Below are 26935 nucleotides of genomic sequence, written 5' to 3'. Positions count from 1 at the left end.
TTAAGCCAAAGTCATTGCTAATTTTGAAAAATATACGCCTTTTGTTGTGGCTTGCTCTGGGTGTCTAATATGCCACTCAAACTCATCTCTGAAATGACGAATAGCACTTGCTACCGGCCAAGCTGCCGCATCGCCTAGGGGGCAAATGGTATTTCCTTCTATTCTTTTGGCAACGTCTACAAGCAAGTCTATGTCTTTCTCGTTTCCTTTTCCATGCTCTAGTCTGTAAAGAACCTTCTCCATCCAGCCTGTACCCTCACGGCATGGAGAACACTGTCCGCAAGATTCATGGCGATAGAATCTTGTAAAGTTCCAAGTGTTTCTTACAATACAAGTGGTTTCATCCATGGCTATAAATCCACCAGAACCCAGCATTGTACCAGATTGAAAGCCACCGTCTGAAAGAGATTCGTATGTCATAAGTCTTGACTCTCCTGCAGCTGTTTTTAAAATAAGGTGAGCAGGTAAAATTGGTACGGAAGAACCACCAGCTACTACAGCTTTTAATTCATGACCATCTCTAATTCCACCTAAATACTCATCTGAGTAAATAAATTCTTCAACAGGTAGCCCTAATTGAATTTCATAAACCCCAGGGTTTTTAATATGACCAGAAGCCGAAATTAATTTTGTTCCTGTACTTCTGCCTATACCCATTTCGGCATAAGCTTCACCCCCGTTTTGAATAATCCAAGGTGTATTTGCAATGGATTCTACATTGTTTACGACGGTAGGGCATTGATAAAGACCTTTTACTGCAGGGAAAGGGGGTTTGTTTCTAGGATTCCCTCTTTTACCTTCAAGAGATTCTAATAAGGCCGTTTCTTCACCACAGATATATGCTCCACCTCCTGGCTGAACAATTAACTCTAAATCAAAACCGCTTCCTAATATATTTTTGCCTAGATAGCCAGCAGCTTTAGCCTCTGCAATAGCCTTTTCTAGAATATGTATAACGTACATTAACTCGCCCCTTACGTAAATAAAGGATTTGTTTGCACCTAAGGCAAAACTTGAAATGATCATTCCCTCAATGAGTAAATGAGGATTTTTCATCATCAAGTAATGATCTTTAAATGTACCAGGTTCAGATTCATCGGCGTTGCATACAAGATATCTCGGTACACCCTCAGGTTTGGCTAGGAAACCCCATTTCATTCCCATCGGGAAACCTGCACCACCTCGGCCTCTTACACCTGCTTTTTTAACCTCTTCTACCACCTCATCAGGAGACATCGTTTTTAACGATTTTTCCACTCCCAAATAACCGCCTAGTTTTTTATAGACAGCAATCTGTTCAAGACCTTCTGTACCTATATCTTTGGTTAATATTTTGATATTGTCTGCCATTAGTTTTTACTCCTTAGGTCATCGATAATCTCGTCAACTTTATTGTTGTCAAGGTGTAAATAGAACTTTTCTCTAATTTGAAAACAAGGCCCCCAGCCACATGCGGCCAAGCATTCTACTTCTTTAAGGGTTATTAAACCATCTTCTGTAGTTTGACCAGTTTCAATATTTAGTTTGTCTTTTAAATGACCATAGACCTCTTCGCCTCCCATGACACAGCAAGGGCCCGTTCTACAGTATTCAATGACATGTTTTCCCACCGGTTCCAAATGAAACATGGTGTAAAAAGTAGCTACTTCATAGACTTCCACCGGCTGAATAGATAGTATTCCGGCTACGTAGTCCATGGTTTCTGAACTTACCCAGCCAAATTGCTCTTGAGCCAAATGTAAGATTGGCAATAAGGCGGACTTCTGCTTTCCTTCGGGATAGCGGGCTATTATTTCTTCAACTTTCTGAAGTCTTTCAGGAGTGAAAGTGATATTTTCTTTTATGTCAGGCATCTAATTCCCCAGCGATTACATTTAAACTACTCATTATGGCTACGGCATCAGAAATGGTTAGACCTTGTACCATTTCAGAATAAGCCTGATAATATATAAAACTTGGTCTTCTAAAGTGAAGTCTGTAAGGTGTTCTTCCTCCATCACTTACCAAGTAGTATCCTAATTCTCCATTTCCTCCTTCTACAGCGTGGTAAACCTCACCTATGGGTGCTTCTATCTCTCCCATAATTATTTTGAAATGGTAAATAAGTGCTTCCATACTTCTATAAACTTCCTTCTTAGGAGGAAGGTAATAGTGGTCTTCATTAGCAAAATATGGTCCGACTGGAAGGTTTTCTAAGGCTTGTCTGATAATTTTCAAGCTTTCCCACATCTCCGCATTTCTGACCATATATCTATCGTAGGTATCACCATTGTGACCCACAGGAATCTCAAAATCAAAATCCTCATAAGAGGAATATGGCTCCATTGCTCTTACATCATAATCTACACCAGCCGCTCTTAGGTTTGGCCCTGTAAAGCCATATTCCATGGCTCTCTCCGCCGTAATACCGCCCACATTAACAGTACGATCCATGAAAATCCTATTTCTATTCATAAGATTTTCAAACTCAGCCAGTACTTTAGGGAAAGAGTTATAAACAAGGTCTTTAATTTTGGCTAAAGCGGTAGGAGAGAGGTCTCTTTCCATGCCACCCACACGACCCATATTTGTAGTAAGCCTTGCTCCGCATATCTCCTCGTATATTTCGTAAATCTTTTCTCTCTCTTGGAATAGATATAAGAAGCCAGAGTAAGCTCCAGTGTCTACACCTAAGATAGAATTACAAATAAGATGATCGGATATACGAGCCAATTCCATCAATATCACACGAATATATTGAGCTCTTTTTGGCACTTCCACACTAAGAAGCTTCTCAACCGTCATGTGCCATCCAAAATTGTTAATTGGAGAGGAACAATAGTTGAGTCTATCGGTTAATGTAGTTATTTGATAAAATGGTCTTCGTTCCGCAATCTTTTCAAAAGCCCTATGAATATAGCCGACGGTCTGAACGCCAGAGATAATTTTATCTCCGTCCATTTTGAGTACATTCTGAAAAATACCATGCGTGGCAGGGTGTGTAGGACCAAGATTTAAAGTAGTTAGTTCTCTTTCTTCTTGAATAGGAAGATTGAGAGCTAAAGCTTCAGAAGTCAGTTTCGGTATGTTTATTTCTTCTGCCATATATTATCTTCCAAAAAGGGCGTCTATTTTATCTTCGCGGGTTGCATCTTCTAATGGATATTCCTTTCTCATAGGATGATAATCCATTTCGTCCATATTCAGTATTCTAGTCATATTTGGATGTCCAGTGAAGTTGATTCCGTAGAAATCAAAAGTTTCACGCTCCATCCAGTTTGCTCCGGCATAAAGACTTATGGCAGTAGGAATATTAATGTCATCTTTAGGTAAGTATACTTTGATTCTTACCCTAACGGCATTTTCAAAACTATGAAGATGATAAATAACTCCAAACTCTTTTCCTTTGGCATCAGGGAAATGGATTCCAGTGATGTCGGTTAAAAATTTAAATTTTAACGTTTCACTTTGGTTAAGATACTTTAGAATATTTATAATATTATCTGGCGTAGTAGAAAATGTTAAGAGGCCATAAGGCTCTTCAAATTCGGTTACAGCTCCACCAAAGTGACTGACCAAATCTTCTACTATTTCTTGATTACTGATCATTCTTTTTAGATGTTATATGATTCTAAAAGAGCTTTGTATTCTTCAGACTCGCGTCTTCTTAATGGTTCATTTTTTGCCAATTCTTGAATTTGCATTAAACCATCTAAAATTTGTTCTGGCCTTGGAGGACAACCAGGTACGTAGACGTCTACAGGAATTATCCTATCAATTCCTTGTAATACGGAATAGGTGTCAAAAATACCTCCTGACGACGCACAGGCACCTACGGCAATAACCCATCTAGGTTCTGCCATTTGAAGATAAACCTGTTTAACTACTGGAGCCATTTTTTTGGCTATGGTTCCCATCACCATTAAGAGGTCTGCCTGCCTTGGAGAGAAACTTGGTCTTTCAGAACCAAATCTTGATATATCGTAGTGAGAACCCATGGAAGCCATGAATTCGATGCCGCAACAAGACGTAGCGAATGGTAAAGGCCACAAAGAGTGGCTTCTTGCTAGACCAATAACTTGGTCTAAAGAAGTGGCGAAAAATCCAGAACCTTCATAACCATCTGGTGCATCTACTGTTTTTACTGTACTCATGAGATTTCTTTAGATGTTTTTAGTCCTTTTCCCAATTTAAAACGCCCTTGCGAATGATATAGTAAAATCCAGCCATAAGGAAAGTTACAAAAAGTAACATCTCCATAAAACCAAACCAACCGAGACTTTTGAAGTTCACTGCCCAAGGGTACATGAATATAATTTCAACATCAAATAAAACGAATAGGATAGCGATAAGAAAATACCTTACTGATAATGGAGCTCTTGCGTCACCTTCAGATTCAATGCCACATTCAAAAGGAGCCTCCTTTTTCTTGCTCTTTAATCTTGGCCCAATTAAATGGGTAATAACTATTGTAAATCCAACAAATCCAATTGCTAAAGCGAATTGAAATAATATTGGTAAATAATCTTGCGGTAAATTGCTATTCATTTGGTCTTGAAATCAAGCTGCAAAATTACCATTCATTGCAGTGTTTTACAAATTGATTGGAGTGTAATTCTGCTTAAAAATAATACTCAGAAGTGTACTTTTTTATAAATAGAACATTTAGAAGAAAGTCTTTGATAATAAAGGAGTCTTTCAGCGTAGATTGAAGTTTTTATTCAATCATTAACTTTCCAGTAAACTTGTCTCGGTTGTTTTTGACTTTCAAAATATATTTACCTTGTGGTAATTTATCCAAGTCGATTGTAATTGGACGATTAAAAATTTCAACATATTCTGAGTAACGAGGTTTGCCACTTAAATCAAAAATTGTTACTGTCGCCCTATCCACATCTTCCAGGGTTTCAATGGTTATTTTCTTGTCAGGTGTTGGGTTTGGATAGAAACTGAAACCGTTTCTACGCTCATCCAAATAATATTGGAAAGGCTGAGAGGTGTCAGACTCACAAGTTTTGATAGAGCCATTTTTTAAGATATAAGTCTTAATGCCTTTTAATAGATAGTCGCCAGTTTTTGTTGCTTTTATAAAAGCTGTGTTTTGATTAATTTTTGTGTCATTCACGACCCATAGATATTGCATGTTAGAGGTGTCGGAAGTGAATAAGGAATTAAGTGTAAAAGTTCCGGTTTGGAGTATTGTGGGATTCTTTGGTTTTTCAAGGACCACGATTTCTTTAGAATCAGACGCGGGGGACATACAGCCGAACTTATTACTTGTTCTTAAATATACTTCCCTGGTGTTTTTTAGCTCTATTTGTTCGGTAGTATGACCAGTACTCCAGTTATAACCGTAAGCAGGAGTTGATTTTAAAATGACCGTTTCGTCATCACATACCTCTAAACTACCTTCTGGCACAATGTTTGGCTTCTCTGGGCTTGGGTTAACTATAATGTTAATACTATTAGAAGAAGAAGTACAGCCAAACTCATTCTTGTTTATGGCATAATATGCCCCTGTTGTTCTTACAGTGAGCTCTCTTAAAGAGCTACCAGAGTTCCAAAGCATGTTTTGTTGATTCTCAACACGTAATATGGTTGAATCGGAGTCGCAAAATTCATTAGGCCCAAGGTTTTGGATACTCGGCTTTAATGCGGCGGGTTTAATGGTAACGGTGACAGGATTTGACTGTCCTTCACATCCAAATTCATTTTTTGCTTTTACGGTGAATGAGCCTGAAGAATTTATTCTGACGTCTTGCGTATTTTCGCCCGTACTCCATTGGATACCGGTGTTTAAATTTGAGCTTAGAATTAGTTCTTCATCCGAGCAAATATCGAGAGGGCCAGAAGCTATTATTTGTGGAACAGGAGTAGGTAAATTTTTAACTTGTACTTTGTCACTTTCAGCTCCGCAAAGGTAAATGTTGACGTGCGTTAAAAAATAGGCTCCAGGCTGACTGGCTCTTATGGTATTTGCTTGCTCGCCAGTGTTCCAATAATTCCAAAAGTTGCTATTGGTCTTTATTTCTACAGATTGCCCCTGGCAAAATTCTGTTGAGCCGAGGGCTTCAATATTGGGTTTAACAGGAAATAAGGAATTGTCAAATAGAATAGGAGCGGAATAATAGATATTGCCGTATAGATCTTTTGCTTGACCTTGATGATATCCCGTGCCTACCGTGGTACGAATATCATTTTCACCGTTATTCCATTTATAAGAGGAATAACCTACAGGGGCAGCTAGGTGCATAGGCTTCGCTGGGTTCTCATTTTTGCAGTTATATTCAATTTGCATAGGCGGGTTGCCAAATTGCGGATTTGAGTATGCAAAGAAATCTGATGACATGTAATTATTCCATTGATTGGCCACTTTGGTGAATCCTGTGGTAGAGAAATGAACTCCGTCAACTCTATCTAATATTTCATCTGTATTTGGTCCCGCAAAAACATTCCCATTATTACCAATAACAGCATTTTGAGCATCAATGATAGGTTGGTGAAATCTTTCGGAAGTTTTTGAGACTCTAGCGACCATCCAAGAAATGTTTTTGCCAGTTCTGTTATTGGCCTCTTGGATCATTCTTGTCAAGTCTGCATAGTAAGTGTCGAACGGTGTGTGGAGAAAGTTATCGCTTTCTCCTTGATGCCATAATACAGCTCTAAGTCCGGTTAAATTGGTATAATAATGCAAGGCATCTGTAATGCTGGAAAATGGATATCCAGCAGGGGCTTGATTATAGGAGTAAGGGTTGGTGCCTTTTTCACCATTTGAAGATTTTACAAATTCCGTAACGGGAAAACCTTCCCATGCGGCATTCATGAAAAGTATAGGGACATTAAGTTTGTTAGCTAGTAAATCACCGAGTTCTCCCCAATACCATGAGCCTTTACCCGTTGGAGCTATTGAAGATCCAGCATCTAAATGACCAAAAGAGGGGTAAATCGGTTGGTTATAACCTTCGCTGAAAAAATTGGATACTACGTTTACTCTATCGTCATAAGCAGGTTTCTGGCCTCGACCATAATAGCCTTGTGCATTTGATTGGCCAGAGATTAAAAATACTTCTCCTACGCCAAATTTACTAACCACACTTTCTGCAACTACGCGTCCATCCTGTATTCCACGAACTCGTAACTCATACCAACCTCCCTGTACTACTAAAGATCCACGATAGGTTCCGAAGAAGGGTGGAGCCACTATGGTGGTCCAGTCTATAGGCGTTCCACCTTGAATTGGTGTGAGTTTGGCTTCAATTTTGTCCATTCTCGCCCTAAAATTTCCAGCTATGTAGACAATGGTTGCGTTACCATTATTTCTTTGAAAAACAGCTCTTTCAGACGGAAATGTTATATCAATGTCCTGTGCAAAAGAGTTACCACTAAAGCATATAAAAAGATAAAGTACTACTTTTCTTAAAGTTCCCATGTAACCAAAATGGTTTTTTTCTTATACTAAAATCAGTTTTTAAAAAGCACATTTTTTCATGGGGAATTTTTAAGATAAATGAGCCCAGAGGACATCTTTTAACTCTTGAATTCCGTTTAGGTTTAGGGAAGAAAACATTACTGTAGGAATATCCTTTGGTAATTTTTTACTTATTTTTTCAAGGTCTTTTTTAGTTTGAGTATCCGTTTTAGAGATTCCCAAAATCCTGTGTTTGTCTAATAGTTCAGGATTATATTTTTTTAATTCGTTTAACAATGTCTGGTATTCGGCTTCAATATCTTCACTTTCAGCTGAAACCAAAAAAAGTAATATTGAATTGCGTTCAATATGTCTTAAAAATCTTATACCAAGTCCCTTACCTTCGGCAGCACCCTCTATAATTCCAGGTATATCAGCCATAATAAAGGACTGATAATCATGATATTGAACTACCCCAAGATTGGGAGTCAACGTGGTAAAGGCATAATTTGCTATCTCAGGCTTTGCAGCAGAAACAACAGATAATAAAGTTGACTTTCCGGCATTGGGGAAACCTACTAAACCTACATCCGCCAAAACTTTTAACTCACAAATGACCCAACCTTCTTGCCCGTCTTTACCGGTTTGAGCGTATTGAGGAGTTTGTTTGGTAGCTGATTTGAAATGAGTGTTCCCTAAACCGCCTAAGCCACCTGAATAAAGTATAGTCTCCTGTTGGTCTTCGGTGATTTCTGCTAGAATTTCTCCAGTTTCAGAATTTTTAACTACCGTTCCAATGGGTACTTCAATAAACACATCTTGTCCTTGTGCACCAGAACTCTTGCTTCCACTTCCTCTAACACCGTTTCCGGCTTTGATGTGTTTCTGGTATCTCAGATGTATCAGGGTCCATAGATTCCGATTACCTCTTAGAATCACATGACCACCTCTGCCGCCATCGCCGCCATCTGGTCCACCTTTGTCGACCATCTTTTCCCTTCTAAAATGAACTGAACCCGCACCACCGCTTCCGGAGGTACAGTGTATTTTTACGTAATCAATGAAATTTGACGTCATTTTAGATTGAATTTTAAAGCTATAAAGGATTAATTAAAAATTAAAGATTGATTCCTGAAATTGATTATACGGTCACCTATTTTTATCAATTGCATTGGAAATGTTAGCGAAGATGCTATCTATGGCTCCAATACCTTCAACTTTTATAAGTTTTCCTTGGCTTTCATAATATGGAAGTACATGAATAGTTTTTTGAAAATACTCATCTATCCTTTTAATCAGTTTTATTTCGTCATCATCTGCTCTACCGCTTACCTTTTTTCTTTCAGCAATTCGTTTTTTTATTTCGTCTTGATTTACGTCTAATTGTATTACAAGCGTAATTGTCTCGTCTTTGGTCTTTAAGAAATTGTCTAAAGACTCGGCTTGTGCTACTGTACGTGGGAAACCATCAAAAATGAAGCCAGAAACATTTGGATTGGCTTCTACTTCCTCTTCCAACATATTAATTGTGATGGAATCTGGAACTAGAATTCCTTCTGAAAGCAATTCTTTTACCTTTTGTCCTAGAGGAGTATTATTCGTGATATGCATTCGAAACATATCACCAGTTGAAATATGAGCCAAATTATATTTTTCAATGATTTTGGCTGATTGAGTGCCCTTCCCTGCTCCGGGAGGTCCAAAGATTACAAGATTAAACATGAATAGAATTTTAGATTAACGAACAACAAATTTAGGACTATTTGTTAAACGAGGAATACAAACTTGTGAAACAAAAAAAGCCTGGCATTAGCCAGGCTTTAATTTATCTGGAAAATTTATTTACCAGATTGTGTTTTTTGCTTACCAGAAGTTGCCTTTTTGGTACTATCAGTAGGCATTACTTCTACTTCCGGGGTAATGCCCAATATAGAATTTTTTAGGTCTATAGCTCTTTGATATGTCGGGTCATATTTCAATAACTCATCAATGAAAACCATAGCCTTATCAGCGTCTTTATTTATAAGCCATTCTTTTGCAGCCAAATAGCTATATGCTTCAGAAAGACTGGCGGCATTAGCAGGTTTTTGGTCATCTGGAATTAAAGAGACATATTTCTGATATCTATCAGCAGCAATGAAGGTCGTATCTTCTGAGTTTTTATATGCTTTAGACCTTGCACTCATTAAATATGGCGGAGCCCAAGTGTCTTTATATAAAAGAACAACTTTATCAAATGTAGAATCTGCAGCGGCGTAATCTCTTACGATGTACTGTAGGTAGCCTAAGCTCCAAAAATCTTGACCATTTGGTGCTTTCTTGTTTTTTATGGCTTTTGAAACATAAGTAAGTGCTGATGGATAGTCCTGCTTCTCTTGGAAATATCTACCTAATTCACTGTAGTAGTCAAAAGTGGTATCTTTTAAAGATATAGCTTTCTCTATGTTTTCAATCGCTAACTTATCATTCGCTTCCATGTTTGCCTCATCAGTTTTAGCTAAATAAGCTCGACCAATAAAACCATAGTCTAGACCAAAAATTTCTGCTTTTTCTGCTACACTAAGGTATTTTTTCAAATCTGCTATGGCAGCGTCATAGTTACCCAATTCAAATTTAGAAATACCAGAAAGTCTATGAACAATTGGATCTTGATTACAAGATTCAATTTCTTTAATCTTCTTAAGAACGTTGTCAAAGTCTTTTGCTGTAAAAGCTAACTTCGTGTATCTAAGTTTAGCAGAGCAATCGGCATCTCCGTATTCTAAGTATTTCTGTGCGGCATCAGCAGCTTTTTCCCATCTCTGGTATGTTTGCTCTAAAGAAGATAGGTAGTAGTACGCAGGAGCATGTTCGATATCAGCAGCAATGGAGTTAGCAATGGCCGTCTGAGCGTCAGGATAGTTTTTACCTTGTAACCATATTTTAGCCATGAAGGAATAGATATAGGCCTTGTCTTTAGGATCAAGTCTTTCTGCATTCCTAAGGGCATTCATTAAATCACCACCTTCGTTTTTAATGTCGTAGGCTTTAGCCTTTACAACATAGTACTGAGGGTTATCAATTTTCTTAACTTCTAATGCTTTGTCAATAAGCATAATGGCTTCAGCTGGGTCGTTAGACCAATCAAAAAGCGTATATGCTTCAGCTGCTCTATAGATTAATTCAGAATCTTTAGAACCTCTTCCTTTTCCTATAACATCATCAATAGTAACTTTAGCTCCGGCTAAATCGCCTTTACCAATTTGTACCATAGCCAAACCAAGTGTATTTAGATCATCACCTTTTTTTTCTAGTGAATTTCCCTTAGTAAAAGCCTCTTGAGCTTTGCCCAAATTTTCTTTGGCATTTGGGGTTAGAAGATAAAATCTTCCAAGTTCAAAATAATTTTCTGGTACAGGGTTTGTACTCACTAATTTGTTAAATACCTCTTCGGCTTTAATGTATCTTTCTGCATTCAAATGTCTTAGCCCTTCATCTATCGATTGAGCATTGCCATTAAGAGCAGTAAGAACTAAAACTGAAAAACTTAATAACAGTGTTTTCATAATCGTCTTCATCTTCACTTCCAGTTAAGGTTTGTTTTGTCTGTTAAATTAAAGTTCGCAAAATTAAAAAAATGGTGCTTATTAAAAGCCTTTTAGACCGTAAAATAATGTTTTTTTTATGTTTTACTTAGACTTTTTAGAGAATAAAAGGTTTGTAAATGATATGTTAATACAAAATATTCTTATTCTACAACCACTATCGGATTTCCGGAAGTAAGTTGATAATTTTTAGGAATCAGATAATAGGGCTGTAAACCCATTTTTTCCACCACTAATTGCCCCACTTGCGTACAGGCAAATCGAATGAAACCCATTGCAACCCCCCAACCATTTTGAGTGGTATGTAAATAAATAATTTTAATAAAGGGATATTGATTTTCTTTGAGATTATTTACAGAAGGAAAAGTGCTTGCAGAATTTTCTGTTGTTTTAATACCCAATATCTTAATTCTTTCTTTTAATGCCATGGAGGTTTTATCATCCACATCACTTATCCAGTTTAGACCAACTAGCCCTATGACATTTTGACTTTTTTCCACACGGTCAAAAACGTCCTCAGTGCCGTCGGCTGCAAAGATGTTTGCTTTATTAATGTTTTTGATGTCGAATTTTTCCAACATGAGATTTAGATTACTGGAACTGCTATTATCAAAAATAAATTTGATGTCGCTTTTTTCTCCTTTAAGTATGGATGAAATTTTATCCATGGTAAGGCTCTCTAGATTACTTTCCTTATTAGTGATGAGTACTACAGCGTCCAATGCCATTCTGGCTGGATGGTATTCTCTATCTCTTTGAACGTAATACTTTTGTTCTTCTGTTGTCAATTCTCTTGAAACAATAGCTAAATCAGACGAGTCGCTTAGGAGAGCGTTGATGGCTTTTTGTTCTGGCGTATATATAATATTAAACTTGGTGTCTGGATAGTGGGCTTGATAGGCTGTAATTTGAGCCCGTGCCACGGGTTTGAAAGATTCATCTACAGTGACGGTTATTTCTCCTTTACTCACAGACAGCCTATCACTATCTCTAGGATGCTGGCAAGCATTTAGGGCAAGAAGTACCCCAGAGAAAAGAAGGAAGGGCAAATATTTAAGAAACTTATTCATAATGATAAATACGTCTTTTTAAGAAAAAAGTTTGCTGATTTTAAAAAGTTGCTGGCCAATTAACTAAAAAACAGGCCACTTAAAGTGACCTGTTTTTCAATATGCGATAGATTCGGAATATGCCGTAGACTATTAAAAGACCACCTAATGAGTAGCTTACACTCTGTGGGAGGCTCGACATAAACCATTGCTTCTTAATGATAAAGAATCCAATGAATATGTAAAGTAATCCCATGGTGACATTTAAGACAAGTTTTGTAATTGTCCATAGTCTATTAGGGTCCATACGGCCCGACATTACTCTAATTGATAGAATACTGGCATGGTAAAGAATACACGAACATTTTTACCATTCTGACGTCCTGGATTCCATTTTGGCATCGATTTGATAACGCGAATTGCTTCTTCGTCACAACCAAAACCAATCCCCTTTAGAACGTCAATTTTACCAATTGAACCATCTTTTTCAACAACGAACTTAACGAATACACGACCTGAAATATTGGCTCTTTGAGCTGCAGGTGGGTATTTGATTTTAGAGTTGATGTATTTGTACATCTCCGAAGTTCCTCCAGGAAACTCTGGGTTCTGCTCTACTGCTGTGAAAATCTCCTCTTCTTTAGGTTTACCAAGCCCTGCTGGTTTTGTTACAGCTGGAGGAGGTGGGGGTGGGGGCGTAAATACATCCGTCACCTTATCTCCTTCTACATTTTTAGTAGAAACAATGGCATCTTCCAAATCTTTATCTTCGGGAGGAGGCGTTTCAATAATTACCTTATCATCAGCTTTAGGCTCAGGAGGTAAGAATTGAACTTGCTTTAACTCGGGAGGTGGCGGTGGTGGCTCCTCCTCTTCTGGAGGCGGAATGTCAATTTCCTCTTCTTCGTCAAGTTCTTCTTCCAAGGCAGATAAATCTATCTCTACAGAAGTGATCTCATCAGGGGCCAAGTTGGGTACCACAAATTTTTGATAGCCCCATGCTCCGCCTATCAGTAGCAAACATGAGCTAATGCCATATATTGCTGCCTTCGTCAGAAATTTGGAATAATTCTTTCTCAAGAAATAAGCTCCGTAGGTCTTATTTCTGTGTTCGAAAATTATATCATCCAAACTCGGCGGATTGCTATTTTTATTATTATCCATTTTCTTAGGAATTTAAAAATTAATTAGTAGGGACAGGCTTACCAATTTTGGCATAGTAAGCTTCTTTCTCTACGTCTTGTAATTCCACAACGGCCTTTTTATTACTATCCGTAATGGCCATTTCATCCAGGATATCGACTGAATTCTTCCAAGTAGATTCATCACTTGGTTTAATAATTACAGTCCAGTTCTCTGGGCTCAACGCTCCCTTCTTTTTCAAGAGAATTGCATTTCTAATACCTGTGTCAGAATAGTCGGTTTCAACTAAATCGTCTACTGTTACCTCTTTTAGAGGTTTTTGATACCAGAATACTCTATCATCTCCACCTAAGATTATAGTGATAGTATTAGATACTTTAATATCCAATTCTTGTTCTATTCTATCCTCGGGTGGCAACTCCTTTGGTGTGTTGTAAACCATGGTATTTGGTTTACTGAAGGTGGTTGTGTAAATAAAGAATGTTATCAATAAGAAACCTAAATCCACCATGGGTGTCATATCTGGTTTCCCTGCACCTTTCTTTACTCTTGGTTTACCACCTTTACCTCCACCGGATTCTTTTACTTGTACTTCAGCCATTTTATTTCTCGGTTTTGGTTATCAATTTAAACTTGTTCAAATCGGCCGCACCAAACTCTTTAAAAAGGTTTCTTAAAGAAGGATAAGGTGTGGCACCATCTCCTCTTACCGTAATACTAGAGCCTGAGAATGTTTCTCCAAAAGTCTTTACCCAGTCTACCAATTCGTTGTCTGTAGAGTCTAAAGGTATACCTGTTAATGGGTATGCCGCTCTTTCAACTTCAGTTAAATTGATGTAAGCTTTTAGTTGCTTCATTGGTACGCCTACTTCTGAAAGACTTGTAAACTGGATCATTTCTTGTTGAGAAAGTCCTAAGTTATACTTATCGCTCATCGCTTTAGCGAAATCATCTCTTTGAGATGGATCTACAATTCCGAAATAGTATTTGCCGAATTGGTCAATAGAGACCATAGACGCATCTGTTTCAGGGATTAGATCTAGTGAAATGGATGATGGAGTATTGATTGTTACTGTCTCCTCGCTTTTAAATGAACTGGCCATTATAAAGAAGGTCAATAACAAGAAAGCTACATCACACATCGCTGTCATGTCCATTGCTGGACCGTGTCTTTTTGGTTTTACAGCTGCCATATATTTTTCTTTTAATGCTTAAAGTTAAACAATAATTTTTAATAACTAAAAAATTAGTTGATTAATTATTCGCAGAGAAAGTTTGTTGTAAGCTCATACCGATTTCATCAATCTTGTATGTTAAACCATCAATCTTACTTGTGAAAAGGTTGTACATGATGATGGCAACCGCTGAAGTTCCAATACCAAGACCAGTGTTAATAAGTGCTTCTGCAATACCACGAGCAAGTTCAGCTGCATCTGGAGCTCCACCACCTTCACCAATAGCGAAGAAAGAACGAATCATACCAAGTACAGTTCCTAAAAGTGCAATAAGTGTAGCAACAGAACCTAAAGTAGAAAGAATAGTAAGATTCTTTTCTAACATTGGTAATTCTAATGAAGTAGCTTCTTCAATCTCTTTCTGAAGAGCAGCTAACTTTTGGTCTTTTGTTAATTGAGTTTCACCAACTAATTGGTTGTACTTCATAAGAGCTGTTTTTGCAACATTTCCTACAGTACCACTTTGTTTGTCACACTCTTTGATAGCATCTGCAAGATTACCAGAGCTAACTTGAGAACGGATTTTTGCAACAAACGCGTCTAAGTTGCCTTTTCCAGAAGACTTGCCAATAGTGATAAAACGCTCAATTGAGAAAACGACTACAATAAGAAAACAAGTAATAAGAATAGGTACAATAACACCACCAGAGTAAACGATACCTAGCATGTTAGATGGATGATGTTTTACCTCAGGATCATCAAAGTTAGCACCATCACCAAGGATGAATTTCCAGATGCAGATACCAATTACAAGTAAAATAGGAATGATAATTCCTGCGTTAAGTCCACCACCTTTTTTTGGAGCGGCCGCTTTTTTCGGTGCCGCAGGGGCTGTAGTCTTTTTTTCCATTAGATTAGAATTTTTTGGGGTTTTTGTTTGATTAAAACCGTTTGTTTAAAAAAAATAATTAATTCGTTTTGAAAAGAGGCTTTAGACCGATTTAAGTAGTCAGATACTAAACAAAACTTTGGCAATTCTAAGGAAAATACCTTAGAACCTAAAACATTTGTGAAGCCTTTTTTTTGTTAACATTAGATTTCTCCTGTTTTTTCTTTCAATGCCCTATAAATGCATGCAGAGGCATTTTTTTTATTTAAGTAATAAAATTAAAGGATAATAATAGGTGATTTAGGCAAGAATGAGGCTTTGAAATTAAAGGGTTTTGTCTATCAGTTATACTTTTAGCCGACGTTTATGAAAGTTTTAACGATTGAGCTTCAGGCTTTCGTCTCTATTTGTCAGTTCCCATGCTGTGTGGAAAATTAATTTCGTGATTTTTGAGTATTTAGGAAATAATATTTTGTCAATGTCGTCTCCAGGTCTATGATAGTCTTCATGAACGCCTGTAAAAAAAAATACAACTGGTATATTATTTTTTGCGAAATTGTAATGATCGGACCGATAATAGAATCTGTTTGGATCCTTTTCGTCATTGTAGGTATAGTCTAATTCAAAATTTATGTAACGTTTATTTACATCTTTTGTGACCTTGTCGAGGTCTTTTGAGAGCTTATCTGCACCTATTAGGTATACGTATTGGTCTGATTTATGCTTATCATCTTTACGTCCTATCATATCTATATTTAAATCACAAGCGATGGTTTCCAATGGTATTACCGGAGATATATCTGTGAAATATCTAGAACCTAAGAGGCCTTTTTCTTCACCTGCCACTAATAAAAAAAGAATACTTCGTTTCGGTCCGTGACCTTCCTTTTTTGCTAACGCAAATGCTTCTGCAATTTCTAAAATGGCCGCTGTTCCACTCCCGTCGTCATCGGCACCATTGTTTATCTCTCCATTACTGTTTATGCCTATATGATCATAATGTGCAGAAATAACAATGACTTCTTCTTTCTTACCTGTTCCAGGTAGGAAACCTAGAATGTTCATGGTGGCACGTTTCTCAAAACCCTCTGCGTTCTCTTCCTTGTTTAAGACAAGCTTTTGAGATTTACCTTTTACCCAAACATCGAACCATTGAAAATAAGATTTATACGCTCCAAGGTCAACTCGTCGTTCGAGCCCGATTCTTTCAAATTCTTCAGCGAGATATCTTGCCGCTTTAAACTGCCCTGCTGTTGCAGTTTCTCTACCTTCCATTTCATCTGAAGCAATTATTTCTAGGTGTTTTCTTAAATCTGATTCTGAAATGGTCTCTGCATAAACCTTTGATAAATCTTGGGCAAAGGATATGTTTTTTGATATTATGCTTAGCATTAATACCAGAAAGAAAATGTTTTTCATTGCTTGAAATATTGTTTAAATGTTTTTCAATGGATATTGAAATAAGCCAAAAGGTTTTGCTTTATCAAGTAATTCATAATTAGTACTTTTGCGGCGGCGAATCATTCTTTATTTAATACTACATTTAACATAATGACAATAAGTCTTACAGCATACGAGAAATTTGAAAATAGACACCATGGAAAGAGAGATGAAAATCTTTCGGACATGCTTAAAAGTGTTGGTGTTGAAAGTATTGACGATTTAATCAGACAGACGGTTCCTTCGGGAATTAGATTGAAGAAGTCTCTTTCATTGCCTGAGGCGAAAACAGAGACACAGTTTCTAAAGGATTTCAGAGTTATTGCAAATAAGAACAAGGTTTTCAAGTCTTTTATTGGCTTGGGATACTATGAGTCAATATTACCAAATGTGGTTCAACGGAATATTTTAGAGAACCCTGCATGGTATACCGCCTATACACCATATCAGGCTGAAATAGCACAAGGTAGATTAGAAATGCTGTTCAATTTCCAGACTGTTATTTGTGATTTAACACAAATGCCTTTGGCAAATGCTTCGCTTTTAGATGAAGGAACGGCAGCTGCGGAAGCAATGGCCATGTTTTATGCCAGTAGAAAAGCTCAAAAGAAGAAGTCTGCAGATGTCTTTTTGATTTCAGAGAATTGTTTTCCTCAAACCATAGACATTGTAGTAGGTAGAGGTATTCCCCAAGGAATTACGGTTAAAGTGGTTCCTGAGAAAGAAATTACGTTTTCGGAGGATGTTTTTGGAATTTTAATTCAAAACCCAAGTAAAGAGGGAGAGATAAAGGATTATACTGAGTTTATTGAAGATGCTCATGAAGCGGGAATTCAAGTAGCAATAGCCGCAGATTTGCTGTCTCTAGCTTTAATGAAGTCGCCAGGCGAGATGGGAGCTGATTGCGTTTTAGGAACCGCACAAAGATTTGGTATTCCTATGGGTTTAGGTGGACCTCATGCGGCTTTTTATGCGGTGACAGAAAATTATAAAAGACAGATTCCAGGGAGAATTATTGGGATGTCTAAAGACGCCCAAGGAAATGATGCCTACAGAATGGCTCTTCAGACCAGGGAGCAGCATATTAGGAGAGAAAAAGCAACCTCCAATATTTGTACTTCACAAGTTCTTTTAGCGGTGTTATCGGCGGCGTATTCGCTATACCATGGGCCAGAAGGAATTAAAAGAATAGCTGAAAGAGTGCATGGATTAGCAAGATTTTTTGCGAATTCTGTTCAAGGATTAGACTTCAAGGTCAATTATGAAGAATTTTTTGACACTGTTTCAGTAGAAGTCAATGGGACAGAAAAGTTAAGAGCACTGGCGGAAGCCAAGGGAATTAATCTTAGGTACGTTAATGAGGATACGGTTTGTGTTAGTTTTGACGAAGCTAAAACCCTTCATGACGTTGGCGATTTATTAGAGATTTTCGCTGAGATTAGAGGAGATAGAGTGTTGATGAGCCTGAAAGGTGAAATAGAATCTGGTATTCCAACAAGGTTAAAAAGAACTTCACCTTATCTGACAAACCCTGTATTTAGCACGCATCATACGGAGCATGAAATGCTGAGATATTTGAAATCTTTAGAAAATAAAGATTTGTCTCTTGTGCATTCCATGATTTCTTTGGGTAGCTGTACGATGAAATTAAACGCCACAGCAGAAATGATTCCGGTTACGTGGCCTGAAATTGGAGGTATACATCCTTTTGCCCCAGCAAATCAAACGGAAGGCTATCAAGAGTTATTTAAGAATTTACAAGAGTGGTTGTGTGAAATAACGGGTTTTGACGCCATGTCTTTACAGCCAAATTCAGGTGCACAGGGAGAATATGCAGGATTGATGGTGATTCGTGCATTTCATGAAAGTAGAGGAGAGAGCTTTAGAAATATTGCTTTAATTCCATCTTCTGCTCATGGAACCAACCCCGCGTCTGCCGTTATGGCTGGGATGAAAGTTGTGGTGACAGCCTGTGACGAAAACGGGAATATAGATTTAGAGGATTTAAAAGCTAAGACGAAAGAGCATTCAGCTAATTTGTCTTGTTTAATGGTGACGTATCCGTCTACCCATGGGGTTTTTGAAGAGGGTATAAAGGAAATATGTAGTTTGATTCATGAGCATGGCGGTCGTGTGTATATGGATGGTGCCAATATGAATGCCCAGGTCGGACTTACGTCTCCGGGTCATATAGGAGCTGATGTTTGTCATCTAAATTTGCATAAGACTTTTTGTATTCCTCATGGTGGAGGTGGCCCTGGGATGGGGCCAATTGGCGTAGTGAAAGATTTAGAGCCGTTCTTACCGGGTCATGTAGATATCAATAATCGTACATCATCTGGAGCAAATTCTGAATCTTACTCTTTCGGTTCAATACATGCTGTTTCGGCCGCTCCATGGGGTAGTGCCAGTATATTGCCAATTTCTTATGCATACATAGAAATGATGGGTGCAGAAGGCTTGAAAAATGCCACGCAATATGCCATTTTAAATGCCAATTATATTAAATCAAGACTGGAAGGTCATTATAATATTCTTTATACAGGAAGTAACGGAAGATGTGCCCATGAAATGATTGTGGATTGTCGTTCGTTTAAAAATTCTGCAGGTGTAGAGGTAGAAGATATAGCAAAGAGATTGATTGATTATGGCTTTCATGCACCTACCGTTTCTTTTCCAGTAGCAGGAACATTGATGATAGAGCCTACTGAGTCGGAGTCGAAAGAAGAGCTAGATAGGTTTTGTGATGCCCTAATCTCTATTAGAAAAGAGATAGCGGAGATAGAAAGTGGTGAAGTACCTTCCGAAAATAATGTGTTGGTAAACGCACCACATACCATGGAAGTGGTAATGACGGATAACTGGGAAAGACCTTATTCTAGATCCAAAGCCGCTTTCCCTGCAGAATATGTGAAAGGAAACAAGTTCTGGCCATCTGTTAGTAGAATTGATTCCGCCTATGGAGATAGAAATTTAGTCTGCAGTTGCCTCCCAATAGAAGCATATGTAGAGGCATAATGTCAATATTGAAAAATGAAATTGTATTAAAACAAATGAACGAGTTTGGCGAAAGCCAAACTCCGTTTCTTTTTATGATAGATTTTGAAATGGAAAATCCTATGGTTATTCCATTATTTGATCTAGAACATAAAGAGTTGGCTTATGCCATGAATGACAATTTCATTAACTATCAAAATTTTCACACCAAAGCGTTTAAAGACCTGCCTGAACTCATATTAGAAAAGAAACCAATGGTTTTCAATGACTTCAAGAAGGCTTTTGACTTTGTTCTCGGTAATTTGAAAAAAGGAAATAGTTTTTTGGTCAACCTCACGGTAGAAACTAAAATAACGGTGAACTGGCCTTTAGAAGCTCTTTTTCACAGGTGCAGGTCAAAATACAAGCTATTCATAAAGGATAAGTTTGTGTGCTTCTCTCCCGAGACCTTTGTTCAAATAGCCAAAAGTGGAAAGATTTCTTCTTTTCCAATGAAAGGAACCATCAATGCGGAAATTGAAAATGCTGAAAGTATTATCTTAGCAGACCTTAAAGAAAAGTATGAGCATACCACCATCGTTGATTTAATAAGAAATGACCTTAGCCGAGTGGCAAAAAAGGTTTGGGTGGAGCGTTTTAGATTTCTAGAAAGAATAAAGAAAGAAGACGGCAAAGAGTTGCTTCAAGTGAGCTCGGAAGTTTGTGGTGAATTAGGAGACGATTGGAAAATTAGAATAGGGGAGATAATTTTCAAATTACTGCCAGCGGGTTCAATTTCTGGTGCTCCTAAGCCCAAAACTTTAGAAATTATAAAAGAGGCGGAAAAGGAGACTTTTGAAAATGGGAAACGTGGTTTTTATACCGGCGTTTTTGGCGTTTTTGACGGAGAGCGATTGGACTCCGCAGTCATGATAAGGTTTATAGAGGAAGCACCCAATGGATTGGTCTTTAAAAGCGGAGGCGGAATAACCTCTAGGAGTATAGCAGAAAAGGAATATGAAGAATTACTAAGCAAAATATATGTCCCAATTCTTTGAAACTATCAAATATCAGAACGGAGAATTTTTCCTGCTAGATTATCATGCCGAACGCCTTAATAGTACTCGTTTTGAGAAATTGGGCATTGAATCACAATTAAATTTAAAGGCTTTTCTAGGTGATGCTCCAGAAGATGATGTTTTGTATAGATGTAGGGTAGATTACGCAGAGGTTATTTCAAAGGTGACTTTTACACCCTATACCGCAGCTTTACATAAGCGGGTAGCATTGAAAGAATGCGGAGCTTACGACTACGGTTATAAATATGCTGATCGTACTTTTCTGATTTCATCTCTAGAAGAAACGAATGCAGACGATGTTATCTTTCTTAAAGAGGGGTTCTTAACAGATGCAACATATTCTAACTTGGCTTTTTTTGATGGTAGACAATGGTATACACCAAGAACCTATTTATTGAATGGTGTAAAAAGGCAGTCTTTGATAAATCAAGGTGATTTGCATCTCGCAGACATCTTTGTTTCATCTTTGCATAAATTTGAAAAAGTCGCTTTTATTAATGCCATGAGAGATTTTGAATTGGTCTATCATTTTCTATTGAAAAATAATGAAATACAACTAACCTTAGAACAATGAGATACCTGCTTTTTGTAAGCCTATTACTTTTTCAATTTACCGCCTTAGGGCAAGAGAGATATTTCTATTTTACTGAGATAGAAGATTCAGAATCTGGCTATGAAAAGGCTTTGAATACGAATAATTATATAGATGTAGATATTCAGAAAGGAGAATTAACGGGTAGGTTTAATAAACAAAGCTTTCAAGCTTTCTATGATGTGATGAGCACTTCCAGTGGTTTTGTGAAGGGTTTTAATTATAGACTGGCTTTGGGTTATCTGCAAAGAGATGTTGTGGCGGATAAGGATTTCAATTCCTTTACAAAGGCTTTGGCGGAAGCTAAAAGTTTTTACTTTTATCCAGACTTTTTAGCGAGTCCCTCATGGCATTTTTTAGAAATTGGTGGCAAATTGAAGTTTGTGAGAAAGCAGTAACGCATTATAAAGCCTTATTTCTATATCCTAAATGGATAACAAGACTAATTCCTCAAAAAAACGAGAGCTGGGTTAAAAACAAATTTTATTTTTCATCTGGAAGAATGACGGATGACACCTATAGCGTTAAATATTCCTTTTCAAGCAAAAAACGGTCTTTTATTTCTTGGGTTTCTGAGTGGATGAAATTCGTGTTAAAGTCTTCTAAAAGTTCATATAGGATGGCCTTCTTTAGAAGCTCAAAGTGGAAATATCAGCAACTGCCAGTTCGTTTAAAGCAATGGTAGTTTCTGGTATATCTTCAAATTCTTTTGTCATAACTTCACATCTATTCTGACGAATATGAATAATTCTTTCCAGGATGTCGGATTGATAGATTTATTTTTAAATTTTGGTATTTGATTTTTTTAGAAACTATATTTGCCGCATCATTCTCCAAAACGGATTTCCCGTTTTAAGGATTGATTTATAAAGACGAGCGGAGAGAATGGGCTCTTTGAACCTCGGGCAACCTGTCCCGCTTAATGCGATAAGGTGCCAATACCTACCTAATGGAGCAATAAATGCCCTTGGGACTTATAAACCAGTCTGTGATTTTATCAAATCCTATTGGTTTTATTCCGATTTTCGGGAGCATATGGCTGTGTTTCAGCATATGATTTAAAACATTTTAAAAATTATTATCGGTCATGTCAGATTTGAAATTCGAAACGCTACAATTGCACGCCGGTCAAGAAGTTGACCCAACTACTCTTTCTAGAGCAGTACCTATTTACCAAACTACTGCCTATCAATTTAAGGATTCTGAGCATGGAGCTAACCTCTTTGCTTTGAAAGAATTCGGGAATATTTATACCCGTATTATGAATCCTACCAATGACGTCTTTGAAAAAAGAATGGCGGCATTAGAAGGCGGTGTCGCAGCATTGGCCACAGCCTCTGGTCACTCAGCACAGTTTCTAGCTATTAATAATATTACTACCGTAGGTGATAACTTTGTAAGCAGCTCATTCTTATACGGTGGTTCTTTTAACCAATTCAAAAACACCTTCAAAAACCTTGGTGTAGAAGCCAGATTTGCGAATGGAAACGACATTGACAGTTTTGAGTCTTTAATTGACGAAAAAACAAAACTACTTTATGTAGAGTCTATAGGAAATCCAGGCCTTAATGTACCTGATTTTGAAGCTTTAGTAGCTTTAGCTAAGAAGCATGATTTGCCATTATTTGTTGATAATACATTTGGTGCAGGTGGTTCTTTGGTGCAGCCATTAAAATTGGGTGCCAATGTGGTGGTAGAGTCAGCTACGAAGTGGATTGGTGGACACGGAACCAGCATGGGTGGTGTGATTATAGACGGTGGTAATTTCAACTGGGGCAATGGTAAATACCCTCAATTTACACAGCCATCTCCAAGTTATAATGGATTGGTGATGAATGATGTTTTTGGTATTGGAGGCCCTTTTGGTAATATCCAATTCATAATCAGATGTAGAGTAGAAGGCTTAAGAGACTTTGGTCCGGCTCAGTCTCCTTTCAACTCATTCCTATTGCTTCAAGGTCTTGAAACACTTTCTTTGAGAGTTGAAAGAACGTGTGAAAATGCCATGGGATTAGCTCAATGGTTGTTAACTCATCCAGAAATTGAAGATGTAAGCTATCCTGGTTTAGAAAGTCATCCTACACACGATTTGGCGAAGAAGTACCTAACAAGAGGTTTTGGTGGCGTATTGTCTTTTAATCTTAAAGGTGGTAGAGCAAGAGCAGAAAAGTTTGTAAATTCTTTGAAACTGATATCTCATCTTGCTAATGTGGGAGACTCTAAAACACTTATTATTCACCCAGCGAGCACTACGCATTCTCAATTAAATGATGCGGAGCAAATAAATGCGGGTGTTTTACCAAATCAGTTAAGAGTGTCATTGGGTATAGAGCACCTAGAAGACATCAAGGCTGATATCATTCAAGCTATGGAGGCCTAGTTTTATAAATGCACGGTCTTCTAATTTTAAGGCCGTGCATCTTTTCAATCTTTTAAGATCTAGCGATTAAGCAGTAGCTTATGTTAAAATATCATACTTTTAAGCATCATGCACCCATTCATTTAGAAGATGGCGAGTTTCTGCCAGAACTAGAGTTAGGCTATACCACCTATGGTGAGCTGAATGAGGATAAAAGTAATGTGGTTTGGGTTTGCCATGCATTCACAGGAAACGCAAATCCTTCTGACTGGTGGGGTGGTTTAATAGGGGAAAATAGACTTTTTAACCCTAAAGAGCATTACGTTATTTGCGTGAATGTTCCTGGGTCACATTATGGAAGTTCTAATCCGTTAAGTGTTAATCCAGAGACTGGTGAGCCTTTCTACTTTTCATTTCCGATGTTAACCATTAGGGATGTTATTCAATGTTTTGAATTGCTAAGAAAACATCTAGAAATAAGTAAAATTGATATTTTAATGGGAGGCTCCTTAGGCGGGCAGCAAGCCGTAGAATGGGCAGTTTCTCAGCCAGATTTATTTAACGAACTTATACTTTTCTCTACCAATGCTGTTCATTCTCCATGGGGAATAGCATTTAATGAAAGCCAAAGAATGGCTATTGCAGGTGACCCTACGTGGCAAGAACCACATGCAGAAGCAGGTAAAGAAGGGATGAAAGTAGCTAGAGGAATAGCACTTTTATCTTACAGAAATTACGAGACTTATAACAGAACGCAATCTAGAGATGAGGGGCAGATTAACTTCTTTAGAGCCAGTACTTATCAGAGTTACCAAGGAGATAAAATAAAGAAACGTTTCAATGCGTATTCTTACTGGGTGCTTAGTAGAATGTTCGACTCACATGATGTGAGTAGAGGCAGAGGATCTCTTAAAGATGCTTTGGAGTTAATAAAGGCCAAAACGCTGGTTATAGGGATAACATCAGACATGTTGTTTCCTATTGAAGAGCAAGAGCTCTTGGGTAAATTAATACCAAAGGCCACTTTCGCTAAAATTGATTCTGGCTATGGTCATGACGGTTTTTTGATTGAGTTTGAAGAAATGACCAAGGTTATAAAGCAATGGCAATCTAGCTAATCTGTGCTATAAGTTCTTTTAAGATTTTGGGAGAAACGCGGTGTTCACCGTCAAATTCTATAATTTTAACTGGAAGTTTTTCTTGAAAGTCTAAAAGCATTTTTTCTTTGAGTTCTGGTTCATTTAAGAAAAAAATATCCCTATTTCCATAAACGAAATAAGTGGCTGTGTTAGATAATTTTTCAATTGAAATAACATCTTCAATGCCATTACCAAAGTATCCTGCCCAAATCACAAAATGTTGAGGTGAAAAGTTGGTTTGATTTAACCACCTGCAGGCTGTAGTGCAACCTTGTGAAAAGCCCAAAATGTTAATCTTGACAGAGTCTATGTCAATTTCTTTTGTTAATTGGTGAAAAAGGGTGTTCAAGTACTTAATGTAGTCTTCCGCTTCTTCGTCTTTCATTTCACGGGTAATCCAGCTGGCACCAATCCGCTGATAACTGTCGTTCAAGTAAAATCTTGATAAACCTTCTGGAATTATAATGGCTGTTTCTTCATTTGTCATAAACTGAAATTTCTTACCAAAATGTGAGGCTAGTTGCCCATATCCATGAAAACAAACCCAGATGTTTTTAGTTTTCTTTGTTATCTCTCCGAGTAATATAAATCTAGCTGTACGCTCTACTTTTATTTTTTGATATATCATTTCCTATTCAATCTTGCGTTCATCATTTGACCTAGCTCTAAGGCTTTGTTTTTGACAAAGTCTGCTTTCTCTCCGACGAATAGTTCATCTACCGATCTAAACCAGTGAGAAAGCCACCTTTCAAATAAGTCTGTAGTAATAGGATGGCTTTGGTTTTTCTCTATGTGAGCCCACATCAGCCCACCTTTGTAGCTCCCGGTTTCAAAGAGCCAATTATCCCAAAAGTTGTACGTACGTTGCAAATGTCGGAGCCATTGTTCTTCCGGCATTACAAAAATTGGAGCCATTTTTTCGTCGGCGTGAACGTATTCGTAAAATTTATTGACGAGTTCTTCTATATCCTTTCTGTTTTCAATTTCTTTCATAAAATAATTCCAAGCCCAACTATTCGTTCTTTCTATATGTTTATATTTGAGGATAAAGTTATGATACAAAAGAACCACATTCATACATTATTGGTGTTTTTACTGGTGGGCATTGCTTCTGGATGTAAAGTTCAAAAGAAGACTGCCGTCAATCAGGATGCACTAAGTACTCAGAGAAATAACCAAAAAGAGACAGAACCGTCGATTTCGTCTATCAAGACAGACTACATTCTGAAAGATTCATCCATGATAGTATTTTACTTGAAGGTGGATTTTGAAAATCTAAAAGCAAGTGACCTAAATTCTGTCGCGGCTATTAACAAAAAGTTTAAAACCAACTGGGCTTATAACCCTACCACGGGTATTAAAGAAAAGTTGGCGTCTGGAAGAGTAGAGATGGATGCTAATAATCCGGAGATAAAGGGCAATCGACTTTTTCTGAAACTAGAAATACCTAGGCTTAGAGAATATTCAGAGGCAATCTTAGCTTTAGAGTTTGTGGATTTATCAGCCTCTAGAAAATTTACAAACCAAACACCAATTGACTTTAACGGTACCAGACCCAATCATCGTTTTGGATTATTTGTGAATGGCAATAATCGTCCTACTTTTGAGTCCTTTGTGTTAACCAATACTCCAGTAACTTTCAAAAGTTTGAATGGAGAGCCAAGAACACTATACTTAAAGAGGTATGCTTCTGAAACTCCTGCAGCTCTTTCTCCTATGAGTACCTCTAAAAGGAATGACTTTCAAAGTTTTAAAGAGGAGGAACTCATTACTTTTGCTTCTGGAGAAGCCATAAGCTTTTCTAAAGAAGGCACTTATGTACTTTTAGATAGCAGTGAGGGTGTAAAGGATGGTTTTGGTTTTTTGGTAGTAGATGATAGGTATCCAAGGTTAACCAATGTGGAAGAGTTGATGGAGCCGTTGATTTATATGAGTACGAACGACGAAATCAAAAATCTGAAGGAAACAGAGAAGTTTAAAGAAACTTTAGACCTTTATTTTTTAAGCATGACTGCGGGTAACGAATCTTTGGCAAAGCAGATTATTAAGTCATACTACAGACGCGTAGAGAAGGCCAATGATTTATTTACGACATATAAAGAGGGATGGAAGACAGATAAAGG

The 26935-nt window shown here is 37.5% G+C and carries 26 protein-coding genes and 1 riboswitch; of the genes, 8 read left to right on the top strand and 18 right to left on the bottom strand.

Going from position 1 to position 26935, the window contains the following annotated elements; genetic code table 11:
• The 16 genes from nuoF to ACTBZY_RS17365 form a co-directional block, all read right to left on the bottom strand.
• Complete coding sequence (gene nuoF, locus ACTBZY_RS17440; RefSeq protein ID WP_463047635.1) at positions 1-1350, bottom strand: NADH-quinone oxidoreductase subunit NuoF; 1350 nt, start codon at positions 1348-1350, stop codon at positions 1-3.
• Complete coding sequence (gene nuoE, locus ACTBZY_RS17435) at positions 1350-1853, bottom strand: NADH-quinone oxidoreductase subunit NuoE (RefSeq protein ID WP_463047634.1); 504 nt, start codon at positions 1851-1853, stop codon at positions 1350-1352. The genes nuoF and nuoE overlap by 1 nt, the downstream gene beginning before the upstream one ends.
• Positions 1846-3084, bottom strand: coding sequence for an NADH-quinone oxidoreductase subunit D (locus ACTBZY_RS17430; RefSeq protein WP_463047633.1), 1239 nt, complete (start codon positions 3082-3084; stop codon positions 1846-1848). The genes nuoE and ACTBZY_RS17430 overlap by 8 nt, the downstream gene beginning before the upstream one ends.
• Positions 3085-3087: 3 nt before the next feature.
• The gene (locus tag ACTBZY_RS17425) at positions 3088-3588 is read right to left on the bottom strand and encodes an NADH-quinone oxidoreductase subunit C (protein ID WP_463047632.1); all 501 of its coding nucleotides are present in this window, start codon (positions 3586-3588) and stop codon (positions 3088-3090) included.
• Between the two features lie 5 nt (positions 3589-3593).
• Positions 3594-4133, bottom strand: coding sequence for an NADH-quinone oxidoreductase subunit B (locus ACTBZY_RS17420; RefSeq protein ID WP_463047631.1), 540 nt, complete (start codon positions 4131-4133; stop codon positions 3594-3596).
• A 19-nt stretch (positions 4134-4152) separates the two neighbouring features.
• Entirely contained in the window at positions 4153-4527 is a 375-nt protein-coding gene (locus tag ACTBZY_RS17415) for an NADH-quinone oxidoreductase subunit A (protein ID WP_463047630.1), read from the bottom strand.
• 169 nt (positions 4528-4696) lie between these two features.
• Positions 4697-7408: a T9SS type A sorting domain-containing protein gene (locus tag ACTBZY_RS17410; protein ID WP_463047629.1), complete on the bottom strand. Its 2712-nt coding sequence runs from the start codon at positions 7406-7408 to the stop codon at positions 4697-4699.
• A gap of 69 nt (positions 7409-7477) precedes the next feature.
• A complete protein-coding gene (gene obgE / locus ACTBZY_RS17405) occupies positions 7478-8464 on the bottom strand; it encodes a GTPase ObgE (protein ID WP_463047628.1) in 987 nt (328 codons plus the stop codon).
• A 72-nt stretch (positions 8465-8536) separates the two neighbouring features.
• Positions 8537-9109: an adenylate kinase gene (locus ACTBZY_RS17400; RefSeq protein ID WP_463047627.1), complete on the bottom strand. Its 573-nt coding sequence runs from the start codon at positions 9107-9109 to the stop codon at positions 8537-8539.
• 116 nt (positions 9110-9225) lie between these two features.
• Positions 9226-10932, bottom strand: a complete 1707-nt coding sequence (locus tag ACTBZY_RS17395) for a tetratricopeptide repeat protein (RefSeq protein ID WP_463047626.1) — start codon at positions 10930-10932, stop codon at positions 9226-9228.
• 182 nt (positions 10933-11114) lie between these two features.
• Positions 11115-12041: a PstS family phosphate ABC transporter substrate-binding protein gene (locus ACTBZY_RS17390; protein ID WP_463047625.1), complete on the bottom strand. Its 927-nt coding sequence runs from the start codon at positions 12039-12041 to the stop codon at positions 11115-11117.
• Between the two features lie 297 nt (positions 12042-12338).
• Positions 12339-13184 carry an energy transducer TonB gene (locus ACTBZY_RS17385; RefSeq protein WP_463047624.1) on the bottom strand — a complete coding sequence of 282 codons (846 nt, stop codon included), beginning with the start codon at positions 13182-13184 and terminating at the stop codon, positions 12339-12341.
• A 19-nt stretch (positions 13185-13203) separates the two neighbouring features.
• A complete protein-coding gene (locus ACTBZY_RS17380) occupies positions 13204-13764 on the bottom strand; it encodes an ExbD/TolR family protein (protein ID WP_463047623.1) in 561 nt (186 codons plus the stop codon).
• A gap of 1 nt (position 13765) precedes the next feature.
• On the bottom strand, positions 13766-14356 hold the full coding sequence (locus tag ACTBZY_RS17375) for an ExbD/TolR family protein (RefSeq protein ID WP_463047622.1): 591 nt from the start codon (positions 14354-14356) through the stop codon (positions 13766-13768).
• A gap of 61 nt (positions 14357-14417) precedes the next feature.
• Entirely contained in the window at positions 14418-15248 is an 831-nt protein-coding gene (locus ACTBZY_RS17370; RefSeq protein ID WP_463047621.1) for a MotA/TolQ/ExbB proton channel family protein, read from the bottom strand.
• A 354-nt stretch (positions 15249-15602) separates the two neighbouring features.
• The gene (locus ACTBZY_RS17365) at positions 15603-16646 is read right to left on the bottom strand and encodes a M28 family peptidase (protein WP_463047620.1); all 1044 of its coding nucleotides are present in this window, start codon (positions 16644-16646) and stop codon (positions 15603-15605) included.
• Between the two features lie 132 nt (positions 16647-16778).
• Here ACTBZY_RS17365 and gcvP point away from each other — a divergent pair, with 132 nt between their 5' ends.
• The 7 genes from gcvP to ACTBZY_RS17330 all read left to right on the top strand — a co-directional run bounded on the left by gcvP (position 16779) and on the right by ACTBZY_RS17330 (position 24791).
• Positions 16779-19685 (top strand): aminomethyl-transferring glycine dehydrogenase, encoded by a 2907-nt coding sequence (gcvP, locus tag ACTBZY_RS17360; protein ID WP_463047619.1) that lies wholly within the window; start codon positions 16779-16781, stop codon positions 19683-19685.
• Positions 19685-20701, top strand: coding sequence for an aminodeoxychorismate synthase component I (locus ACTBZY_RS17355; protein WP_463047618.1), 1017 nt, complete (start codon positions 19685-19687; stop codon positions 20699-20701). Before gcvP ends, ACTBZY_RS17355 begins: the two co-directional genes overlap by 1 nt.
• Positions 20685-21296 (top strand): aminotransferase class IV, encoded by a 612-nt coding sequence (locus tag ACTBZY_RS17350; protein ID WP_463047617.1) that lies wholly within the window; start codon positions 20685-20687, stop codon positions 21294-21296. The genes ACTBZY_RS17355 and ACTBZY_RS17350 overlap by 17 nt, the downstream gene beginning before the upstream one ends.
• Positions 21293-21712: a hypothetical protein gene (locus tag ACTBZY_RS17345; RefSeq protein WP_463047616.1), complete on the top strand. Its 420-nt coding sequence runs from the start codon at positions 21293-21295 to the stop codon at positions 21710-21712. Before ACTBZY_RS17350 ends, ACTBZY_RS17345 begins: the two co-directional genes overlap by 4 nt.
• The gene (locus ACTBZY_RS17340) at positions 21661-21999 is read left to right on the top strand and encodes a hypothetical protein (RefSeq protein ID WP_463047615.1); all 339 of its coding nucleotides are present in this window, start codon (positions 21661-21663) and stop codon (positions 21997-21999) included. The genes ACTBZY_RS17345 and ACTBZY_RS17340 overlap by 52 nt, the downstream gene beginning before the upstream one ends.
• Before the next feature lie 176 nt (positions 22000-22175).
• Positions 22176-22297, top strand: a riboswitch (SAM riboswitch).
• Positions 22298-22401: 104 nt separating this feature from the next.
• Positions 22402-23694, top strand: coding sequence for an O-acetylhomoserine aminocarboxypropyltransferase/cysteine synthase family protein (locus ACTBZY_RS17335; RefSeq protein WP_463047614.1), 1293 nt, complete (start codon positions 22402-22404; stop codon positions 23692-23694).
• 80 nt (positions 23695-23774) lie between these two features.
• Complete coding sequence (locus tag ACTBZY_RS17330; protein WP_463047613.1) at positions 23775-24791, top strand: homoserine O-acetyltransferase family protein; 1017 nt, start codon at positions 23775-23777, stop codon at positions 24789-24791.
• Here ACTBZY_RS17330 and ACTBZY_RS17325 read toward each other — a convergent pair.
• The gene (locus ACTBZY_RS17325) at positions 24784-25440 is read right to left on the bottom strand and encodes an alpha/beta hydrolase (protein WP_463047612.1); all 657 of its coding nucleotides are present in this window, start codon (positions 25438-25440) and stop codon (positions 24784-24786) included. The two genes, ACTBZY_RS17330 and ACTBZY_RS17325, sit on opposite strands and share 8 nt — an antisense overlap.
• Positions 25437-25805: a group III truncated hemoglobin gene (locus tag ACTBZY_RS17320; protein WP_463047611.1), complete on the bottom strand. Its 369-nt coding sequence runs from the start codon at positions 25803-25805 to the stop codon at positions 25437-25439. The genes ACTBZY_RS17325 and ACTBZY_RS17320 overlap by 4 nt, the downstream gene beginning before the upstream one ends.
• Before the next feature lie 60 nt (positions 25806-25865).
• Here ACTBZY_RS17320 and ACTBZY_RS17315 point away from each other — a divergent pair.
• Positions 25866-26935 (top strand): GWxTD domain-containing protein (locus ACTBZY_RS17315; protein ID WP_463047610.1); only part of this gene is annotated, 1070 nt, incomplete at its 3' end.

The sequence above is a fragment of the Arcticibacterium sp. genome (assembly GCF_055134445.1).
The sequence above is the reverse complement of the archived record's forward strand: the minus strand, read 5'-3'. Positions and strand labels throughout refer to the sequence as shown.

Coding starts and splice junctions, on each gene's coding strand:
- ACTBZY_RS17415 (WP_463047630.1), bottom strand. CDS start 4,527: ATGAATAGCAATTTACCGCAAGATTATTTACCAATATTATTTCAATTC.
- ACTBZY_RS17400 (WP_463047627.1), bottom strand. CDS start 9,109: ATGTTTAATCTTGTAATCTTTGGACCTCCCGGAGCAGGGAAGGGCACT.
- ACTBZY_RS17395 (WP_463047626.1), bottom strand. CDS start 10,932: ATGAAAACACTGTTATTAAGTTTTTCAGTTTTAGTTCTTACTGCTCTT.
- ACTBZY_RS17325 (WP_463047612.1), bottom strand. CDS start 25,440: ATGATATATCAAAAAATAAAAGTAGAGCGTACAGCTAGATTTATATTA.
- gcvP (WP_463047619.1), top strand. CDS start 16,779: ATGACAATAAGTCTTACAGCATACGAGAAATTTGAAAATAGACACCAT.
- nuoE (WP_463047634.1), bottom strand. CDS start 1,853: ATGCCTGACATAAAAGAAAATATCACTTTCACTCCTGAAAGACTTCAG.
- ACTBZY_RS17340 (WP_463047615.1), top strand. CDS start 21,661: ATGGCATTTTTTAGAAATTGGTGGCAAATTGAAGTTTGTGAGAAAGCA.
- ACTBZY_RS17430 (WP_463047633.1), bottom strand. CDS start 3,084: ATGGCAGAAGAAATAAACATACCGAAACTGACTTCTGAAGCTTTAGCT.
- ACTBZY_RS17425 (WP_463047632.1), bottom strand. CDS start 3,588: ATGATCAGTAATCAAGAAATAGTAGAAGATTTGGTCAGTCACTTTGGT.
- ACTBZY_RS17375 (WP_463047622.1), bottom strand. CDS start 14,356: ATGGCAGCTGTAAAACCAAAAAGACACGGTCCAGCAATGGACATGACA.
- nuoF (WP_463047635.1), bottom strand. CDS start 1,350: ATGGCAGACAATATCAAAATATTAACCAAAGATATAGGTACAGAAGGT.
- ACTBZY_RS17355 (WP_463047618.1), top strand. CDS start 19,685: ATGTCAATATTGAAAAATGAAATTGTATTAAAACAAATGAACGAGTTT.
- ACTBZY_RS17335 (WP_463047614.1), top strand. CDS start 22,402: ATGTCAGATTTGAAATTCGAAACGCTACAATTGCACGCCGGTCAAGAA.
- ACTBZY_RS17365 (WP_463047620.1), bottom strand. CDS start 16,646: ATGAAAAACATTTTCTTTCTGGTATTAATGCTAAGCATAATATCAAAA.
- ACTBZY_RS17420 (WP_463047631.1), bottom strand. CDS start 4,133: ATGAGTACAGTAAAAACAGTAGATGCACCAGATGGTTATGAAGGTTCT.
- ACTBZY_RS17350 (WP_463047617.1), top strand. CDS start 20,685: ATGTCCCAATTCTTTGAAACTATCAAATATCAGAACGGAGAATTTTTC.
- obgE (WP_463047628.1), bottom strand. CDS start 8,464: ATGACGTCAAATTTCATTGATTACGTAAAAATACACTGTACCTCCGGA.
- ACTBZY_RS17330 (WP_463047613.1), top strand. CDS start 23,775: ATGTTAAAATATCATACTTTTAAGCATCATGCACCCATTCATTTAGAA.
- ACTBZY_RS17345 (WP_463047616.1), top strand. CDS start 21,293: ATGAGATACCTGCTTTTTGTAAGCCTATTACTTTTTCAATTTACCGCC.
- ACTBZY_RS17410 (WP_463047629.1), bottom strand. CDS start 7,408: ATGGGAACTTTAAGAAAAGTAGTACTTTATCTTTTTATATGCTTTAGT.
- ACTBZY_RS17320 (WP_463047611.1), bottom strand. CDS start 25,805: ATGAAAGAAATTGAAAACAGAAAGGATATAGAAGAACTCGTCAATAAA.
- ACTBZY_RS17370 (WP_463047621.1), bottom strand. CDS start 15,248: ATGGAAAAAAAGACTACAGCCCCTGCGGCACCGAAAAAAGCGGCCGCT.
- ACTBZY_RS17380 (WP_463047623.1), bottom strand. CDS start 13,764: ATGGCTGAAGTACAAGTAAAAGAATCCGGTGGAGGTAAAGGTGGTAAA.
- ACTBZY_RS17390 (WP_463047625.1), bottom strand. CDS start 12,041: ATGAATAAGTTTCTTAAATATTTGCCCTTCCTTCTTTTCTCTGGGGTA.
- ACTBZY_RS17385 (WP_463047624.1), bottom strand. CDS start 13,184: ATGGATAATAATAAAAATAGCAATCCGCCGAGTTTGGATGATATAATT.